We start from the raw sequence: 18,459 nt of genomic DNA on the forward strand, positions 1-18,459 counted from the left end.
GAACCTCAACCAGCCAGGAACCTGGCCGGTCGGGGTATCAACATATCTGGCGTTGACTTTTAGCACGCTGTTGAGTTCTCAAGGAACGGACGCTTCCTTCGTACTCACCCTCTCGGGCTTTCCTCCGGGCGCTTCCCTTCGGTATTTCGTGTTACCGACTCTATCAGACTCTTTCGCGTCCGATTTCCTCGGCGCCTTTCCGGTTCCAGCTCCACGTTTCCGCTTCGCTTTCCCTTTCCGGCAGTTCCGACGTTATCAGAGACTCTGAGTCGGAATTCCACCCGCCCCGGTCCGCGTGGGCACACAGAGGTGCGCCGTGCTTCCCGCTGGGGTGGAGACGTAAACGTACTGGAGCGGGGCTCCCCGATGCAAATCCGGGGAGCCCCGCTCCGTGGTGCGCCGGCCGGCGGCTCAGACCTCGACGACGACCGGAAGGATCATCGGGCGCCGGCGGTAGTGGTCGGAGACCCACTTGCCGAGGGTGCGGCGCACCAGCTGCTGGAGCTGGTGCGGCTCGACCACGCCGTCCTGGGCCGACTTCTCCAGAACCTCCTGGATACGGGGGACGACGTCGGCGAAGCGCGCGTCGTCGATACCCGAACCGCGGGCCTGGATGTGCGGGCCGCCGGTGATCTTGCCGGTGCTGGAGTCCACCACCACGAAGACCGAGATGATGCCCTCGTCGCCGAGGATGCGGCGGTCCTTGAGCGAGGTCTCGGTGACGTCGCCGACGGAGAGCCCGTCCACGTAGACGTAGCCCGCCTGGACCTTGCCGACGATCTTGGCGCGGCCGTCGACCAGGTCGACGACGACGCCGTCCTCGGCGATGACGATGTTCTGCGGCGGGACGCCGGTGAGGACGCCCAGTTCGGCGTTGGCCCGCAGGTGGCGCCATTCGCCGTGGACCGGCATCAGGTTCTTCGGCTTGCAGATGTTGTAGAAGTACAGCAGCTCGCCGGCCGAGGCGTGTCCGGAGACGTGGACCTTGGCGTTGCCCTTGTGGACGACGTTGGCGCCCCAGCGGGTCAGGCCGTTGATCACGCGGTAGACCGCGTTCTCGTTGCCCGGGATCAGCGAGGAGGCCAGGATCACCGTGTCGCCCTGGACGATGCGGATCTGGTGGTCCCGGTTGGCCATGCGGGAGAGCGCGGCCATCGGCTCGCCCTGCGAACCGGTGCAGACCAGCACGACCTCGTCGTCCGGCAGGTCGTCGAGCGCCTTGACGTCGACGACGAGGCCCGGCGGCACCTTCAGGTAACCGAGGTCGCGGGCGATGCCCATGTTGCGCACCATCGAGCGGCCGACGAAGGCGACCCGGCGGCCGTACTCGTGGGCGGCGTCCAGGATCTGCTGGATGCGGTGGACGTGGCTGGCGAAGCTCGCCACGATGATCCGCTTGTCCGCGTTGGCGAAGACGTTGCGCAGGACGTTGGAGATGTCGCGCTCGGGCGGCACGAAGCCGGGGACCTCGGCGTTGGTGGAGTCGGTCAGCAGGAGGTCGATGCCCTCCTCGCCGAGCTTCGCGAAGGTCGGCAGGTCGGTGAGCCGCCGGTCCATCGGGAGCTGGTCCATCTTGAAGTCGCCGGTGTGCACCGCCATGCCCGCGGGGGTGCGGATGGCGACGGCCAGGGCGTCCGGGATGGAGTGGTTGACCGCGATGAACTGGCAGTCGAAGGGGCCGACGCGCTCACGGTGGTCCTCCGCGACCTCCAGCGTGTACGGCCGGATGCGGTGCTCCTGGAGCTTCGCCTCGATCAGCGCGAGCGTGAGCTTCGAGCCGATCAGCGGGATGTCCGGCTTCTCGCGGAGCAGGTACGGGACGCCGCCGATGTGGTCCTCGTGGCCGTGCGTGAGGACGATGCCCTCGATGTCGTCGAGGCGGTTCCTGATCGAGGTGAAGTCGGGCAGGATCAGGTCGACGCCGGGCTGCTCCTCCTCGGGGAAGAGGACGCCGCAGTCGACGATCAGCAGCCGGCCGTCGTACTCGAAGACCGTCATGTTGCGGCCGATCTCGCCGAGGCCGCCGAGCGGTGTGACGCGCAGGCCGCCCTTCGGCAGCTTCGGCGGGGGGCCGAGTTCAGGGTGCGGATGACTCAAAAGATTCTCCCTACCACCCGCGCCACGTACCGGACGGCACGTGGCGCGGGTGTCGTTCGTGCTGGTGAAGTTGTGTGGTGGTGCTCCGGCGTACCGGTCGCGCTTATGCAGTTGTGAAGTCTGTGGACTGGAGCTGTACCCCGCCCGCGGCCAGGTCGATCGTGAGCTGCACAGTTTCCTCCGCCGACAGCTCGACCAGCGGCAGGCGCAGCGAGCCGCCGGGCAGTCCGAGCCGGTCGAGGGCGGCCTTGGTGGTGATGACGCCCTGGGTGCGGAACATCCCGGTGAAGACCGGCAGGAGCCGCTGGTGGATCTCGGTGGCCTTCTGGACGTCGCCGCTCAGGTGCGCCTCCAGGAGGGCGCGCAGCTCGGGGGTGACCAGGTGGCCGACGACCGAGACGAAACCGACCGCGCCCACCGAGAGCAGCGGGAGGTTCAGCATGTCGTCGCCGGAGTACCAGGCGAGGTCCGAGCGGGCGATGGCCCAGCTGGCGCGGCCGAGGTCGCCCTTGGCGTCCTTGTTGGCCACGATGCGCGGGTGCTCCCCGAGGCGCACCAGGGTCTCCGTGTTGATCGGGACACCGCTGCGGCCGGGGATGTCGTAGACCATGACCGGCAGGCCGGTGGAGTCCGCGATCGCCGTGAAGTGGCGGTACAGGCCCTCCTGCGGGGGCTTGTTGTAGTACGGCGTGACCGTCAGCAGGCCATGGGCTCCGGCCGCCTCGGCGGCGCGGGCCAGCTCGATGCTGTGGCGGGTGTCGTTGGTACCGACTCCGGCGACGATGTGGGCCCGGTCGCCGACCGCGTCGAGCACGGCCCGGATCAGCTCGGTTTTCTCCGCGTCACTGGTGGTCGGGGACTCGCCGGTGGTGCCGTTGAGGACCAGTCCGTCGTTGCCGGCGTCCACCAGGTGGGTGGCGAGGCGCTGGGCGCCGTCGATGTCGAGCGCGCCGTCCGCCGTCAGAGGCGTGACCATGGCGGTGAGGACCCTCCCGAAGGGGGTCTGCGGAGTGGAGGTCGGAGCCATGGGTAACACGCTACTCGCTACACGGCGTGCGGTCCCCCTCAGGGCGATGTGACGAGCGTCGTCGGCGTGCCCCGTGGGGCGGACGAACGGCGCAAGGGCAGACAGAAGGGTCCGGCACTGCCTGCTCGGGGGTTCAAGCAGTACCGGACCCGTTTCATCAGGCTAGATGAACTTTCTGAAAAGCCGCAATACGGACACCGCGGATGGCTGGCCCGGCGGACGCCGCCGCGGCCTCAGGGGCCGACGCGGCCGTTCTTGTTGAAGGCGGCGTACGTCAGCGGCATCAGCCCGGCCCAGTGGGCCTCCATCTCCTGGCCGACCATCTCGATCTCGCGCTGTGGGAACGAGGGGACCGTCGCCAGCTCGTGCTGGGTGCGCAGGCTGAGGAAGTTCATCAGCGACCGGGCGTTGCACGTCGCGTACATCGAGGAGTACAGGCCGACCGGCAGCGCCGCCCGGGCCACCTCGCGGGCGACGCCGCCCGCCAGCATCTCCTGGTACGCCTCGTACGCCTGGGTGTAGGTCTTCTCCAGGGTGCGGGCGGTCAGCTCGCGCTGCTCCTCGCTGCCCTCGACGAACTCGTACTTTCCGGGCCGGCCCTGCTGGACGAGTTTGCGGTCGGCGCCGGGGACGTAGAAGACAGGCTGGAGCTCCCGGTAGCGACCGGACTCCTCGTTGTACGACCACCCCACGCGGTGCCGCATGAACTCGCGGAAGACGAAGATGGGAGCACTGATGAAGAACGTCATCGAGTTGTGCTCGAAGGGGCTGCCGTGGCGGTCCCGCATCAGATAGTTGATCAGACCCCGGGAACGCTCCGGGTCCTTGCTCAGCTCGTCCAGGGACTGCTCACCGGCGGTGGAGACGCGGGCGGCCCACAGCACGTCCGTGTCGCTCGCGCTGTGCTTGACCAGTTGCACCGTGACGTCGCTGCGGAAACTGGGCTTGAGGTCTGGAGCAGGGGTGTCGCTCACCTGCGGGTCCTTCCATGGGGGTGTCGCTCGGGCGGCGCCCACTCTACGACCCGGCACCGACAATCGGCCGTTCGGAGTCCTGCGCCGACAATCTTCAGCGAATTCGGCGATAAGGGGCACCGATCCGGGCCGCCGATCGTCTTACCTTGCAGAGACGTACTTCACGTCCCACCCCCACGACCGCACACGATCTCCGAGGAGAAGCGCCTTACATGTTCCGTCGGCGAGAGCCCGTTCCGTTCGCCTTCATCGCCGAGGCTGAGAAGTTCCGCAGCAATGTCACACCGCCGCCCAGGGAGCGTGCCTCCAAGGGCCAGCGGGTCGGCAGCACCCTGATGGGGCTGACCGTGGTGGCCGGGCTGGTCGGTGCCCTGCTGATCGGCATGCCCGCCCTGTCCCCCGAGCAGTCGACCGTCCAGCACCAGAAGTCCGAGGCATCCGAGGGTCGCTGAGCCGACCCGGGGACCCTGGAGTGGTCGGGGTGCGGCACTCTCGGTAGCCTCACCGGGCACCACCCCCCAGCGTGCTTGAGTGAGGACCAGCCGTGCCCCTTGCCTTCCTGACGGCCGACCGTGCATTCGACGAGGCCGCGGACGACGCCCCGCTCCCCTACGACGACCGGGACCAGTGGCGGCGGCCGTACCGCCCCGGCCCCTGGCGGGTCGGGGCGGCGGCGATACTGCTGCTGCTGGCGTCGTTCGTCCTCGTCAGCGCCGTGATCATCGCGGCCGCCGGGGGGATGTCCGGGGCGGCGGTGACCGGCGCCCTGGGGCTCGCCGTGGTCGCCTCCGCCCTGCGTCTGCTGCGCATGGGCGTCTGGGTCAACGCCACCGGCCTGCGCCACGTCCGCTTCTTCCTCACCCGGACGACGCCCTGGAACCGGGTGCGGGCGGTCCGCACCGCGCAGCGCCCGGTGAAGTGGCTGGCGCTCCCCCGCACGGTGCAGGGGCAGGCCCTGGAACTGGTCGTCCGGGAGGGCGCCGCCGAGCCGGCCGTCCTGCTCACCGACCACAACGCGGACTTCCTCTCCCGCACGGAGGCGTTCGACCGCGCCGCCGACACCGTGGAGGTCTGGGCGTACGAGTACGCGCCCGCCGCACGCGGCTGAGGAGAGCAGGCGAAGGGCCCCGGAGGACCGTTCCTCCGGGGCCCTTCGCGTGTGCTCAGCCCTGTTCGGGGACCGGGCGGCCGGCGTGCAGGGCGATGGCGCGCTGCATCGCCTTACGGGCCCGGGGGGTGTCCCGGGCGTCGTGGTAGGCGACGGCCAGCCGGAACCAGCAGCGCCAGTCGTCCGGGTGGTCCTCGGTCTCGGCACGGCGGCGGGCGAAGACCGCGTCGGCGGAGGCCCGGTCGACGCGGCCGCTCGGGGTGCGGACCAGTTCGTCCACGGGGAGACCGCCCTCGGCCTCCAGCTCGGCGGCGAGCCGGTTGGCCCGCTGGACGAACTGGGTGTTCTTCCAGAGGAACCAGACGCCGATCACCGGAAGCACCAGCACGGCCACGCCGAAGACGACGGTCAGCGGGGTGCCGTGCCGGATGAGCAGCACGCCGCGGCTGCCGACCAGGACGAAGTAGACGACCAGGACGAGGGCCGTGACGAGATAGGTGATCTTTGCGCGCATGGGGTCAGCCCGGTCAGTTCAGGTCGAGGAAGTGTTCCAGGCCGAAGGTGAGCCCCGGAGCGCTCCCCACCCGCCTGGCGCCGAGCAGGATGCCCGGCATGAAGCTGCTGTGGTGCAGCGAGTCGTGGCGGATCGTGAGGGTCTCGCCCTCGCCGCCGAGGAGGACCTCCTGGTGGGCGAGGAGGCCCCGCAGCCGCACCGCGTGCACCGGGATCCCGTCCACGTCGGCGCCGCGCGCCCCGTCCAGCGCCGTCGCCGTGGCGTCGGGCTGGGCGGGGAGCTGGGCCTCGGCGCGGGCGGCGGCGATCAGCTGGGCGGTGCGGGTGGCGGTGCCCGAGGGGGCGTCGGCCTTGTTCGGGTGGTGGAGCTCGACGACCTCCACCGACTCGAAGTAGCGCGCGGCCTGCTGGGCGAAGGCCATGGTGAGGACGGCGCCGATGGAGAAGTTGGGCGCGATGAGGACGCCGGTGCCCGGGGAGGCGTCGAGCCAGCCGCGCAGGGTGGCCAGGCGCTCGTCGGTCCAGCCGGTGGTGCCGACCACGGCGTGGATGCCGTTGCCGACGAGGAACTCGAGGTTCTCCATGACGGAGCCGGGGGTGGTCAGCTCCACCGCGACCTGGGCCCCACCGTCGGTGACCGCCGACAGCGCGTCGCCGCGGCCGAGCGCCGCCACCAGCTCCATGTCCCCGGCCGCCTCGACGGCGCGTACGGCCTCGGAGCCGATGCGGCCCTTGGCGCCCAGCACGGCCACCCGCAGCTTGTCGCTCATTGCTTCGTTCCTCTTCTCGGTGGTTCAGGCGACCACGTCGTGCAGGCGCGCGGCCTGCTTGTCCTTGAGCGGCCCGATGACGGAGAGCGAGGGCCGCTGTCCCAGGATGTCGCGGGCGACCTCGCGGACCTCGTCCGGGGTGACCGCCGAGATCTTCGCGAGCATGTCGTCGACCGACATCTGCTCGCCCCAGCACAGCTCGCTCTTGCCGATGCGGTTCATCAGGGCGCCGGTGTCCTCCAGGCCCAGGACGGTCGATCCGGCGAGCTGGCCGATGGCGCGGCTCACCTCGTCGTCGCTGAGGCCGCCGCCGGCGACCGCGTCGAGTTCGTCGCGGCAGATCCGCAGCACGTCGTCGACCTGGCTGGGCCGGCAGCCCGCGTACACGCCGAAGAGGCCGCAGTCGGCGAAGCCCGAGGTGTACGAGTACACGCTGTAGGCCAGGCCCCGCTTCTCGCGGACCTCCTGGAAGAGGCGGGAGGACATGCCGCCGCCGAGGGCCGCGTTGAGCACGCTCATCGCCCAGCGGCGGTCGTCGGTGCGGGCGAGGCCGGGCATGCCGAGGATGACGTGGGCCTGCTCGGTGCGGCGGTTGACCACCTCGACCTTGCCGTTGGCGCGCAGGGTGCGGCTGCCGGCGCGCGGCGCGGTCGGCTCCGCGTCGGTGCGCTCCAGGGCTCCGGCGCGGTCGAAGGCGGCGCGGACCTGGCGGACGACTCGGGCGTGGTCGACGTTGCCGGCGGCGGCGACGACCAGGCGGGTCGGGTCGTAGTGCCGCTTGTAGAAGCGGGCGATCTGGTCGCGGCCGAGGGCGTTGATGGTGTCGACGGTGCCGAGGACGGGGCGGCCCAGCGGGGTGTCGCCCAGCATGGTGTGGGCGAACAGGTCGTGGACGCAGTCGCCCGGGTCGTCCTCGGTCATCGCGATCTCCTCGAGGATGACGCCGCGCTCGGCGTCGACGTCCTCGGGGGCGATCAGGGAGCCGGTGAGCATGTCGCAGACCACGTCGATGGCGAGCGGCAGATCGGTGTCGAGCACCCGCGCGTAGTAGCAGGTGTACTCCTTCGCCGTGAAGGCGTTCATCTCGCCGCCGACCGCGTCGACGGCGGCGGAGATGTCGAGGGCGCTGCGCTTGGCGGTGCCCTTGAAGAGGAGGTGCTCGAGGTAGTGGGTGGCGCCGTTGAGCGTCGGGGTCTCGTCGCGGGAGCCGACGTTGACCCAGATGCCGAAGGTGGCGGAGCGGACGGAGGGCAGGGTCTCGGTGACCACGCGCAGCCCGCCCGGGAGGGTGGTGCGGCGGACGGTACCGATGCCGTCCTTGCCCTTGAGCAGCGTTTGGGTACGGGCGACGGCCCGCGCCGGGGTGGCGCGGGCCGTCGTCCGGGAGGTGCGGGACGTCACGAGGAGGCGTCGTCCTTCTCGTCCTCGCCCTCGATGACCGGGATCAGCGAGAGCTTGCCGCGGGAGTCGATCTCGGCGATCTCGACCTGGACCTTCGCGCCGACGCCGAGGACGTCCTCGACGTTCTCCACGCGCTTGCCGCCGGCGAGCTTGCGGATCTGCGAGATGTGCAGCAGGCCGTCCTTGCCCGGGAGCAGGGAGACGAAGGCACCGAAGGTGGTGGTCTTGACGACCGTACCCAGGTAGCGCTCGCCGACCTCCGGCATGGTCGGGTTGGCGATGCCGTTGATCGTGGCGCGGGCGGCCTCGGCGGCCGGGCCGTCGGCGGCACCGATGTAGATGGTGCCGTCGTCCTCGATCGTGATGTCGGCGCCGGTGTCCTCCTGGATCTGGTTGATCATCTTGCCCTTGGGGCCGATGACCTCACCGATCTTGTCCACGGGGATCTTGACGGTGATGATCCGCGGGGCGTTGGGGGACATCTCGTCCGGGACGTCGATGGCCTCGTTCATCACATCGAGGATGTGGAGGCGGGCGTCGCGGGCCTGCTTCAGCGCGGCGGCCAGGACCGAGGCGGGGATGCCGTCGAGCTTGGTGTCGAGCTGGAGCGCGGTGACGAAGGTCTTGGTGCCGGCGACCTTGAAGTCCATGTCACCGAAGGCGTCCTCCGCACCGAGGATGTCGGTGAGGGTGACGTAGTGCGTCTCGCCGTCGATCTCCTGGGAGATCAGGCCCATGGCGATACCGGCGACGGGGGCCTTGAGGGGCACACCGGCGTTCAGCAGCGACATGGTGGAGGCGCAGACGGAGCCCATCGACGTGGAGCCGTTGGAGCCGAGGGCCTCGGAGACCTGGCGGATCGCGTAGGGGAACTCCTCGCGGGTCGGCAGGACCGGGACCAGGGCGCGCTCGGCGAGGGCGCCGTGGCCGATCTCGCGGCGCTTCGGGGAGCCGACGCGGCCGGTCTCGCCGGTGGAGTACGGCGGGAAGTTGTAGTTGTGCATGTAGCGCTTGCGCGTCACCGGCGAGAGGGTGTCGAGCTGCTGCTCCATGCGGAGCATGTTGAGGGTGGTGACGCCCAGGATCTGGGTCTCGCCACGCTCGAACAGCGCCGAGCCGTGCACGCGCGGGATGGCCTCGACCTCGGCGGCGAGCGTACGGATGTCCGTGACGCCACGGCCGTCGATGCGGACCTTGTCCTTGATGACGCGGCGGCGGACCAGTTCCTTGGTCAGCGCGCGGTAGGCCGCGGAGATCTCCTTCTCGCGGCCTTCGAACTGCGGGAGCAGCTTCTCGGCGGCGACGGCCTTGACGCGGTCCAGCTCGGCCTCGCGCTCCTGCTTGCCACCGATGGTCAGCGCCTGGGCCAGCTCGGACTCGACGGCGGCCTTGAGGGCCTCGAGCACGTCGTCCTGGTAGTCCAGGAAGATCGGGAACTCGCCGGTGGGCTTGGCGGCCTTGGCGGCCAGCTCGGACTGGGCCTTGCAGAGCGCCTTGATGAAGGGCTTGGCGGCTTCCAGACCGGCGGCGACGACCTCTTCGGTCGGGGCGGCGGCGCCGTCCTTGACCAGCTGGATCGTCTTCTCGGTGGCCTCGGCCTCGACCATCATGATCGCGACGTCACCGTCGTCGAGCACACGGCCGGCGACGACCATGTCGAAGACGGCGTCCTCCAGCTCGGTGTGGGTCGGGAAGCCGACCCACTGGCCGTTGATCAGGGCGACGCGGGTGCCGCCGATCGGGCCGGAGAAGGGCAGGCCGGCCAGCTGCGTGGAGCAGGAGGCGGCGTTGATGGCGACCACGTCGTAGAGGTGGTCGGGGTTGAGCGCCATGATCGTCTCGACGATCTGGATCTCGTTGCGCAGGCCCTTGCGGAAGGAGGGGCGCAGGGGCCGGTCGATCAGGCGGCAGGTGAGGATCGCGTCCTCGGAGGGCCGGCCCTCACGGCGGAAGAAGGAACCGGGGATCTTCCCGGCCGCGTACATCCGCTCCTCGACGTCCACGGTCAGCGGGAAGAAGTCCAGCTGGTCCTTGGGCTTCTTGGAAGCGGTGGTGGCCGACAGCACCATGGTGTCGTCGTCCAGGTACGCCACGGCGGAACCGGCGGCCTGCTTGGCCAGGCGGCCCGTCTCGAAGCGGATGGTGCGGGTGCCGAAGGTGCCGTTGTCGATGACGGCCTCGGCGTAGTGGGTCTCGTTCTCCACTCGCGTGCTCTCCTCGTCTTCGTCCCTGGCCCGTGTGGCGCGGGGACGGGGCGGGGAGCGTTCCAGTTGCGGGCCGGTCTTCGATCGAAGCCCTCGGTGCCCCGCTCGCGCGGTGCTTCCGGGAGCCACTACCGAGGACCGGCGGCGGCGCGGAACGCGTCCCCTCGTCTCGCCCGGGTCGTGCCCGGACCTTTCCCGGGACACGTGTCTTACGTGCCCGGTGACCACGGTACGCGTACGTACGGTACGCGCGGGTGTGGTCAGGTTGTCCTGCTGTGACGCGTGCCCCACCAGCCTACAAAGAGACCGGGCCGGGGCGCACGTACGGCAAAGGGAGCGGTCCCCTCAGGCGGGGAACCGCTCCCTCCACGACGTCTTACTTGGCGCCCGCGGCACCGCGGCGGATGCCGAGGCGCTCGACCAGGGCACGGAAGCGCTGGATGTCCTTCTTGGCCAGGTACTGGAGAAGGCGGCGGCGCTGACCGACCAGGATCAGCAGACCACGACGGGAGTGGTGGTCGTGCTTGTGGGTCTTGAGGTGCTCGGTCAGGTCCGAGATCCGGCGCGACAGCAGGGCGACCTGGACCTCGGGGGAGCCGGTGTCACCCTCCTTGGTGGCGAACTCGGTCATGATCTGCTTCTTCGTAGCGGCGTCGAGCGACACGCGTACTCCTCTGTGATGTCTTCGCTTGCCTCCGAGCGCCCCTGGTCTTCGTCTCAGGGGAGGCTTCGGTGACTCGGGAGGCGGATGGATCCGTCCGGTCGTCCGGGACCGCGTGTCGAACGCGGGGCTCGGGACGTGGGCACAGACGGCCTCGGACAGAGTAGCAGGGGCGGGGAGCCGGTCGTGCCGCAGCCGGACAGGTCCGGGTGACGCGCGGGCGCGAGGTTGACGCCGGGGCGCGCGGGCGGGGTTCTACGAGGTCGGGGGCGCCGCCGGCCGGAAGTCGGGGGCGGGTCCGCTCCTTCGGGGGGCGTCCGCCGGAGGAGGTGGTGGGACCGGGCCGGGCACGGCAGACTGGGCGGCCGGTTTCGCCGTCGGGACGTGAAGAGGGAGCGGGCAATGGGGACTCAGCAGGAGAAGGACGAGCTGTACGCGCTGGACATCTCGGGTGTCGAGTGGATCAGCGCGCCCGGGGCTGAGGAGCACGAGGAGCGGGTCGAGATCGCCTACCTGCCCGGCGGCGGCGTCGCCATGCGCTCCTCGCTCGACCCGGACACGGTCCTGCGCTACACCGAGGCCGAGTGGCGCGCCTTCGTCCTGGGGGCGCGGGACGGGGAGTTCGACCTCAAGTGAGGGCGGGCGGGGCCGGACACCAGGTGTCCGGCCCCGCGCCGCCGGTGACGAGGCACGTGCCGCCTGCGGGCGGGGCGTGCCTTCTCCGTTTCCGGGGCCTGGAGCGGCAGCCGGTGCGGCGGGGTCCGGCTCCGCGGGCCGTGCGCAGGCGCCGAGTTGTGGTGATGGTGTGTGGACGGGCCCGGATTTGACCCGAGTTGCCCGTGGCACGGTTCGGCTCCTTGCGTACATATGCCGCACGGGTGAGGAAATCGCCCCGCTCCGAGGCGAGTTGTGACCGGCGGGAGCTGCCGGGGCGCTCGGGCCGGTGACTAGGCTGGGCAGGGGGCGCTGTGTGCGAAGAGGCGTGCCGGAGCGCGGCCGGGCAGCGGTCGCGGTACGCGCCGGGAGCCCGCGGACATCACCCCGCCGCACGACATGAGGGTGCACGACCACACCAGGAGGCATTGTGAGCAGCGATCGGGACGGGTTCCGCGGGGGCGGCAACACACCCGTCGATGATCAGGCCGACGTGGAGTCCGCCGCGGAGACGACCGGCGAGTACACCTTCAGCGCCGATGCCTGGTACACGGCCGAAGCCTCTTCGAGCGGCGGGGTCGCTCCGTTCTCGGGCGGGGGCTCGGGGGGCCGCAGGGCGGACGAGGCCGGGGGCGACGCGTCCGGCGCGGCGGACGGGGCCGGGGACGGTGCGGACGGGGCCGCCGGCGCGGAGCGCGACGGGGCGGCTCACGGGGCGCGCGACCTGGGGGTTTCCTCCTCGGACGGGGCGGCGCGGACGTCGCTCCCGGCGTCACTCCCGGAGCGTGACGACGCCGCCGGGGCGGACTCCGGAATCCGCGCGTCCGGCGAGGACGACGGGGGTGCGCTCAGCGCGGATTCCTTCGGGGCGGACTCGCTGGACGAGGACCCTGCGAAGGACGAGGCCGAGGACGAAGCCGGCGTAGGTGCGGACGGCGAGGCGGACGAAGAAGGGGACGGGGCGCGCGAGAGCGCGGCGGCGGGGAGTGCGTCCTCGGCCGGTGCGCCGGTGTCGCCGACCGACTTTGACTTCTCGTTCGCGGCCGGTGGGCTGGGCTCGCGCGGTGCCGCCGTGGTGGCCGCCGACTCGACGGCCGAGGAGGCGGAGTCCGCTCCGGGCGGAAGCACCGGGGACGACGTGCCCGAGGCGAAGAGCCGGGCGCGGGGCGTCCTGGAGGAGTTGATGGCGGAGGCCCGGGCGGAGCAGGACCAGGCCTCGGAGGACGAGGTCCGGGAGAGCGAGCCGGCGGAGGCGGACGGGGGTGCGGACGGTACGGCCGGGCCGGGCTCGGAGCCGGAGCCGGACTCTCACGCGGACTCTGACTCGTCCGGGACGCCGGTTTCCGGGGCGGAGCCGGAGCCGCCGTCCGCGCCGGACGGTGAGGACGGTGCGGCGTCGTCGGCCTCGTCCGCCGATGTGCCGTGGTCCGCGGGGTCGGGTTCGGCGGCCGGTGTCGGGGCGGTGGGTGCGGGGCGCCCGGTCTCGTTCGCTCGGCCGTTCTCCTCGCCGTCCGCCAGTTCCACCAGTTCCGCCGCAGACAGTGAGGACTCCGCGAAGGATTCCGCTTCCGGTGCGGGCGGTGGTTTCGGGGCCGCCTCGGAGTTCGGCCTGCAGAAGCCCGGTGGGGCGCCGGAGCGCGGCGTGACGGGGGACGACGGGGCGGCAGGGGGCGACAGCTCCGGTGCGCCGACGTCCTCCGGTGACGGGGCGAGCGGTCCGGGAGCCGGTGCGCACGAGAGCGTCGGCCCGGATTCCGCTTCGGGTTCCGGAACCGGTACGGACAGCGCGGGCCGGCCGGTGGCCGACGGGGCCGCGCCGTTCAGCTCGCGGGACGGCGGCGAGGCGCGGGAGCCCCAGCGGCCCGCGTTCAACGGGGGGTTCGCGCCGAACTGGGCGGACACTCCCGCACCCGGACTCGTCCCGCCGTCCCACGCGCGGATCGAGCCGTCCGGCCAGGGCGGCGGCCTGCCCGGGGTCCCGCCCCGTGCGGAGCAGCCCCCCGCCGCGCCGGAGCAGGAGGCTCCGGCCTCCGCGCCGCAGAGCGGGGCGGGCGCGGCCGACCTGGAGAGCGGCGACACGATGCGCTTCTCCGCCGCCGCGCTCAAGCAGGAGATCGCCCGTCGCGACGCCGAGGCCGAGGCCCGTCGCGCCGCGGCGGAGCCCGCGCCGCCCGCCCCCCAGGACGCCCCGCAGGACGCGCCGCAGGACGGTGCGCAGGGCGGGGCCGCCGGGGAAACGCCCTGGTCGGCCGCCCCGTCGCCCGCCCCGTCCGAGGCACCGCGCGACGCCGCCCCGGCGACGCCGCCCGCACCGCAGGACGCCCCGCCGCCGTGGGCGCAGCCGACGGGTGCGCCGCAGCAGGGCGGTCTGCCGCCGCTGCCGGCCGCCTTCCCGCCCGCGGAGGGCGCCCCGTCGGCGCCGCCCGGTGCGTCGCAGTGGCCCGGGGCGGCCGCTCCCCCGGTTCCCCCCGCGCCCCCCGCCACGCCGCCCTTCCAGCAGGCGCCCCAGCAGCCTCCGCAGGGACCCGGCCCGGCCGCCCCGCAGCAGGCGCCCGGGGTGGCAAGCGGCTACGGCTTCCCGCAGCAGCACCCCGGGGCGCCGCAGGGCGGTCCCGGTGGCTACGGCTTCCCGCAGGCGGCCCAGCCGCCCGCACCGCAGCCCACGCCGCCTGCCCCGCAGCCCGCCCCGGCCGACGCGCCCGCCGCGCCGCCCGCGCCGCAGGACGCGCAGCCGCCGCAGGCGCCCGGCCCGGGTGCGTACGGCTTCCCGCCGCAGGCTCCGCAGCAGCAGGGCGCGCCGGGCGGCTACGGCTTCCCGCAGGGGGGCCAGGCACCCGCCGCGCCCGCCCCGCAGGGCCCGCAGCACTCCGGCGCCCCGCACGGCGGGCAGCCCGCCACGGCGCAGCAGGGTACGGCCGGGGCGCCGGGTGCGTACGGCTTCCCGCAGCCCTCCCCCGCGCCGCAGGACGCCGCGCAGACGCCGCAGGCCCCGCACGCCGCGCCGGGGGCCCCGTTCGGCGCGCCCCACGCCGCCGCCCCGCAGGGCCCCGTGCCCGCGCCGCAGAACGCCCCGCAGACTCCGGGGCAGCCTCCGGCAGGCGCCCCGCAGGCGCCCGACGGCTACGGCTTCCCGCCCGCGCAGCAGGTGCCCGGTGCCCAGCCGCCGCCCCCTGCGCAGCAGGCGCCCGGCGCCCAGCCCGCCCCGGGCGTGCCCCGGGTGCCGCAGCAGGGTGTGCCGGGGCCCGCGTACGGCTACCCGGCGCCGCCCCAGCAGCCGCAGGCCGGGCCCGGGCAGCAGCCCTACCCGGCGCAGGGTGCGCCGTTGCCGCCGCAGGCGCCGGTGGACCCGCGGACCGGGGCGGCGTGGCCGCAGCCGGTCCAGCACGACCAGCGGGAGCGGACCAATCCGGGCGCGCCGCTCGGTTACACGGCGGCGGTCGAGCTGTCCTCGGACCGGCTGCTGCGCAACAACAAGCAGAAGGCGCGCAGCGGGCGGCCGGGTGCGGGCGGGCGGTTCAAGCTCGGCGGGAAGAAGGAGGAGGCGGAGCGGCTGCGGAAGCTGGAGCTGATCCGCACCCCCGTGCTGTCCTGCTACCGCATCGCGGTCATCAGCCTCAAGGGCGGCGTGGGCAAGACGACCACGACCACCGCGCTCGGGGCGACGCTGGCCACCGAGCGGCAGGACAAGATCCTCGCCATCGACGCCAACCCCGACGCGGGCACGCTCGGCCGCCGGGTGCGCCGGGAGACCGGGGCGACCATCCGCGACCTGGTGCAGGCGATCCCGCACCTCCACTCGTACATGGACATCCGGCGGTTCACCTCGCAGGCGCCGTCCGGGCTGGAGATCATCGCCAACGACGTGGACCCGGCGGTCTCGACCACCTTCAACGACGAGGACTACCGGCGGGCGATCGACGTCCTCGGCAAGCAGTACCCGATCATCCTCACCGACTCGGGGACGGGGCTGCTGTACAGCGCGATGCGCGGGGTGCTGGACCTCGCCGACCAGTTGATCATCATCTCGACGCCCTCGGTCGACGGGGCGTCCAGCGCCTCGACGACGCTGGACTGGCTGTCGGCGCACGGGTACGCGGAGCTGGTGTCGCGGTCGCTGACGGTCATCTCCGGGGTGCGCGAGACCGGCAAGATGATCAAGGTGGACGACATCGTCCAGCACTTCGAGACGCGCTGCCGCGGCGTGGTCGTCATCCCGTTCGACGAGCACCTGTCGGCCGGTGCCGAGGTGGACCTCGACATGATGCGGCCGAAGACGCGCGAGGCGTACTTCAACCTGTCGGCGCTGGTCGCGGAGGACTTCGCGCGGGCCCAGCAGCAGCAGGGCCTGTGGACCTCCGACGGCAACCCGCCGCCGGTGGCCGCGCCGCCGCTGCCGGGCCAGGCCCAGCAGCAGCCCGGGATGCCCGCCGCCGCACCGCAGCCGCCGCAGGCCCCGTACCCGCCGCAGGGCGGGGTCCCGCAGCAGCCGGGCGGCCCGGGGTACGGCTATCCGGCGTCGCAGCCGCCGGCGGGGCCGCAGCCCCCGGCGTACGGGGCGGGCGCGCCGCCTCAGGGCGCCCCGTACCCGCCGCAGGGGCAGCCGCCCCAGGCGCCGCAGCCGCAGCCGCAGCCGCAGCCGCAGCCGCAGCAGGACGGTTACGGCTATCCGGCGCAGCCGCCGGGGCCGTGGGGGCAGCAGCCGGGGGCGCCGGGCGCGGCGCCTTACGGGCAGCCGGGGCAGTACCCGGCGCCGGGTGCGCCGTACCAGGTGCCCGGGCAGGCTCCGGGCCAGGTGCCGGGACAGGGGCAGCCGCCCGCCGCGGAGGGTGAACAGCCGCCGCAGCAGTAGCCGTTGGCGTCGGGTTCGTACCGGCCGTCGTCCGGGGAGGGTCAACCTCTCCCGGGTGGCGGCCGGTTGGCGTTCTCCGGGTGGTGCGGAGCCTCTCGCGCAGCTCGCGCCCCACCTCGCGCAGGGCGTTTCAGAGGACTGGACCAATGAGCGCCGAGCCGCTCAACACCGCCCCGTTTCCCGGGCGTTACCGCAGGCCACACTGTGTTCATCGACCGTTGACATGTTTAGACCAGCGCTGGTAGACACTCACATCACCCAACGGCGCTTCATGATCAAGCGGCCTTCCCTGTGCGAGCGACGACGCGAGGTCCCCGACCTATGGACAGACCAGAACAGCACGGCAGCTCAACGAATCCCCGCACCCGGCGCGGCAGGCTCCGGCTGCTGGCCGCCTCGGGCGTGGCGGCGATGTCCCTGACGGCGGGGCTCGCCACGCCGCTCAACCCGGCCCCGCACGAGGCCGAGGCGGCCGACGGCGGCAAGAAGACGCTGACGGTGGCGGTGGCGCAGAGCGTCGACTCGCTCAGCCCGTTCCTCGCCCAGACGCTGGTGTCGACCTCGATCCACCGGCTGATGTACGACTTCCTCACCAACTACGACGCCAAGGACAACTCCACGGTGCCGGCGATGGCCACCGAGTGGGAGTCCTCCGACGACAAGCTGACGTGGACCTACACGATCCGCTCCGACGCCAAGTGGTCGGACGGCGAGAAGGTCACCGCCGAGGACGCCGCCTGGACCTTCAACACGATGATGGAGGACGAGGCCGCGGCGACCGCCAACGGCTCGTTCACCAGCAACTTCAAGAAGGTCACCGCGCCCGGCCCCGACAAGCTCGTGGTGGAGCTGAAGAAGCCGCAGGCGACGATGACCGCGCTGGACGTGCCGATCGTCCCGAAGCACGTGTGGGAGAAGGTCGACGACTTCTCGAAGTTCAACAACGACCAGGACTTCCCCGTCGTCGGCAACGGGCCGTTCGTCCTGACCGAGTACAAGCGCGACAGCTACGTCAAGCTCACCGCCAACAAGGACTACTGGCGCGGCGCCCCCAAGTTCGACGAGCTGGTCTTCCGCTACTACAAGGACCAGGACGCCGCCGTCGCCGCGCTCCGCAAGGGCGAGGTCTCCTTCGCCGCGGGCAGCCCGAGCCTCACCCCGGCGCAGGCCAACTCCCTCGCCAAGGCCGACAACATCAAGGTCAACGAGGGCCCCGGCCGGCGCTTCTTCGCCCTCGCGGTCAACCCGGGCGCGCGCACCAAGGACGGCGAGGAGTTCGGCGACGGGCACCCCGCGCTCCAGGACGCCAAGGTCCGTGAGGCGCTCTTCACCGCCGTCGACCGCGAGACCATCGTGGACCGGGTCTTCCAGGGCAACGCCGTCGAGGGCGAGGGGTACATACCGCCCCGCTTCGGCGACTACTTCTGGAAGCCGTCCGCCGAGCAGAAGCGCGCCTACGACCCGGCGAAGGCGGCCGAGCTGCTGGACGACGCGGGGTACGAGAAGAACGCCGAGGGCAAGCGCGTCGGCAAGGACGGCAAGCCGCTGGACTTCCGCATCCTGTGCCACGCCACCGACCCCAACGACAAGGCGGTCGGCAAGTACCTCCAGGAGTGGTGGGGCGAGCTGGGCATCGGCCTGAAGGTCGACTGCCTCGACAACGTCTCCGACCCGTGGGCGGCCGGCGAGTACGACCTGGCCTTCGACGGCTGGTCGGTCAACCCGGACCCGGACTTCGTCCTCGGCATCCACACCTGCGCGGCGCTCCCGAACAAGCCGAAGGAGTCGTCGGCCACCGACAACTTCATCTGCGACAAGGAGTTCGACAAGCTCTACGGGCAGCAGCTCGCCGAGTACGACCCGGCCAAGCGCGCCGACCTGGTCAAGCAGATGCAGTCGCGGCTGTACGACACCGGGTACATGAACGTCCTGGCGTACCCGAACGCCGTCGAGGCGTACCGCACCGACCAGATCAAGTCGATCACCACGATGCCCCAGGCCGCGGGCAACATCTACGGCCAGGACGGCTACTGGAGCTGGTGGTCGGCGGTGCCCGCCGACGACGACGCGGGGTCCGAGGGCTCGGGTGGCCTCTCCACCGGCGCGATGGTCGGCATCGGCGTGGCGGCGGTCCTGGCGATCGGGGCGGGAGTCCTCTTCGGGCTGCGGCGCCGGGCCACCGCGGAGGACCGTGAATAGGC

The 18,459-nt window shown here is 72.1% G+C and carries 13 protein-coding genes; 5 read left to right on the forward strand and 8 right to left on the reverse strand.

What is annotated here, in order from left to right:
- Positions 1-411: 411 nt before the first annotated feature.
- The 3 genes from IF45_RS0129455 to thyX all read right to left on the reverse strand — a co-directional run bounded on the left by IF45_RS0129455 (position 412) and on the right by thyX (position 4,098).
- On the reverse strand, positions 412-2,097 hold the full coding sequence (locus tag IF45_RS0129455) for a ribonuclease J (protein WP_003951214.1): 1,686 nt from the start codon (positions 2,095-2,097) through the stop codon (positions 412-414).
- Between the two features lie 103 nt (positions 2,098-2,200).
- A complete protein-coding gene (gene dapA, locus IF45_RS0129460; RefSeq protein WP_030310568.1) occupies positions 2,201-3,124 on the reverse strand; it encodes a 4-hydroxy-tetrahydrodipicolinate synthase in 924 nt (307 codons plus the stop codon).
- Positions 3,125-3,357: 233 nt separating this feature from the next.
- The gene (gene thyX, locus IF45_RS0129465; RefSeq protein WP_030310570.1) at positions 3,358-4,098 is read right to left on the reverse strand and encodes an FAD-dependent thymidylate synthase; all 741 of its coding nucleotides are present in this window, start codon (positions 4,096-4,098) and stop codon (positions 3,358-3,360) included.
- Between the two features lie 212 nt (positions 4,099-4,310).
- Between thyX and IF45_RS0129470 the strand changes: the two genes are divergently transcribed.
- Positions 4,311-4,550 (forward strand): hypothetical protein, encoded by a 240-nt coding sequence (locus IF45_RS0129470; protein ID WP_003951211.1) that lies wholly within the window; start codon positions 4,311-4,313, stop codon positions 4,548-4,550.
- 92 nt (positions 4,551-4,642) lie between these two features.
- Positions 4,643-5,206: an SCO5741 family PH domain-containing membrane protein gene (locus IF45_RS0129475; RefSeq protein WP_003951210.1), complete on the forward strand. Its 564-nt coding sequence runs from the start codon at positions 4,643-4,645 to the stop codon at positions 5,204-5,206.
- 55 nt (positions 5,207-5,261) lie between these two features.
- Here the strand turns inward: IF45_RS0129475 and IF45_RS0129480 are convergent, their stop codons facing one another.
- The 5 genes from IF45_RS0129480 to rpsO form a co-directional block, all read right to left on the reverse strand.
- A complete protein-coding gene (locus tag IF45_RS0129480; protein ID WP_003951209.1) occupies positions 5,262-5,720 on the reverse strand; it encodes a tetratricopeptide repeat protein in 459 nt (152 codons plus the stop codon).
- Positions 5,721-5,733: 13 nt separating this feature from the next.
- A complete protein-coding gene (gene dapB, locus IF45_RS0129485) occupies positions 5,734-6,489 on the reverse strand; it encodes a 4-hydroxy-tetrahydrodipicolinate reductase (protein WP_030310573.1) in 756 nt (251 codons plus the stop codon).
- A 24-nt stretch (positions 6,490-6,513) separates the two neighbouring features.
- Positions 6,514-7,890 (reverse strand): M16 family metallopeptidase, encoded by a 1,377-nt coding sequence (locus IF45_RS0129490; protein WP_030310574.1) that lies wholly within the window; start codon positions 7,888-7,890, stop codon positions 6,514-6,516.
- Entirely contained in the window at positions 7,887-10,094 is a 2,208-nt protein-coding gene (locus IF45_RS0129495) for a polyribonucleotide nucleotidyltransferase (RefSeq protein ID WP_003951206.1), read from the reverse strand. Before IF45_RS0129495 ends, IF45_RS0129490 begins: the two co-directional genes overlap by 4 nt.
- Before the next feature lie 376 nt (positions 10,095-10,470).
- On the reverse strand, positions 10,471-10,758 hold the full coding sequence (rpsO, locus tag IF45_RS0129500; protein WP_003951205.1) for a 30S ribosomal protein S15: 288 nt from the start codon (positions 10,756-10,758) through the stop codon (positions 10,471-10,473).
- 399 nt (positions 10,759-11,157) lie between these two features.
- Here rpsO and IF45_RS0129505 point away from each other — a divergent pair, with 399 nt between their 5' ends.
- From IF45_RS0129505 to IF45_RS0129515, 3 genes are all read left to right on the forward strand, one after another.
- Entirely contained in the window at positions 11,158-11,391 is a 234-nt protein-coding gene (locus tag IF45_RS0129505; protein ID WP_008410190.1) for a DUF397 domain-containing protein, read from the forward strand.
- A gap of 448 nt (positions 11,392-11,839) precedes the next feature.
- Positions 11,840-16,258 (forward strand): SCO5717 family growth-regulating ATPase, encoded by a 4,419-nt coding sequence (locus tag IF45_RS0129510; RefSeq protein WP_030310577.1) that lies wholly within the window; start codon positions 11,840-11,842, stop codon positions 16,256-16,258.
- A gap of 321 nt (positions 16,259-16,579) precedes the next feature.
- The gene (locus IF45_RS0129515) at positions 16,580-18,457 is read left to right on the forward strand and encodes an ABC transporter substrate-binding protein (protein WP_030310578.1); all 1,878 of its coding nucleotides are present in this window, start codon (positions 16,580-16,582) and stop codon (positions 18,455-18,457) included.
- Positions 18,458-18,459 lie beyond the last annotated feature (2 nt).

Origin of the sequence: Streptomyces albidoflavus (assembly GCF_000719955.1) — a bacterium.
Lineage (GTDB): Bacteria > Actinomycetota > Actinomycetes > Streptomycetales > Streptomycetaceae > Streptomyces > Streptomyces albidoflavus.

Bases quoted from the DNA above. Each gene is read 5' to 3' on its own strand.
- dapB (WP_030310573.1), bottom strand. From the start codon at position 6,489: ATGAGCGACAAGCTGCGGGTGGCCGTGCTGGGCGCCAAGGGCCGCATC.
- IF45_RS0129470 (WP_003951211.1), top strand. From the start codon at position 4,311: ATGTTCCGTCGGCGAGAGCCCGTTCCGTTCGCCTTCATCGCCGAGGCT.
- IF45_RS0129505 (WP_008410190.1), top strand. From the start codon at position 11,158: ATGGGGACTCAGCAGGAGAAGGACGAGCTGTACGCGCTGGACATCTCG.
- dapA (WP_030310568.1), bottom strand. From the start codon at position 3,124: ATGGCTCCGACCTCCACTCCGCAGACCCCCTTCGGGAGGGTCCTCACC.
- IF45_RS0129515 (WP_030310578.1), top strand. From the start codon at position 16,580: ATGGACAGACCAGAACAGCACGGCAGCTCAACGAATCCCCGCACCCGG.
- IF45_RS0129480 (WP_003951209.1), bottom strand. From the start codon at position 5,720: ATGCGCGCAAAGATCACCTATCTCGTCACGGCCCTCGTCCTGGTCGTC.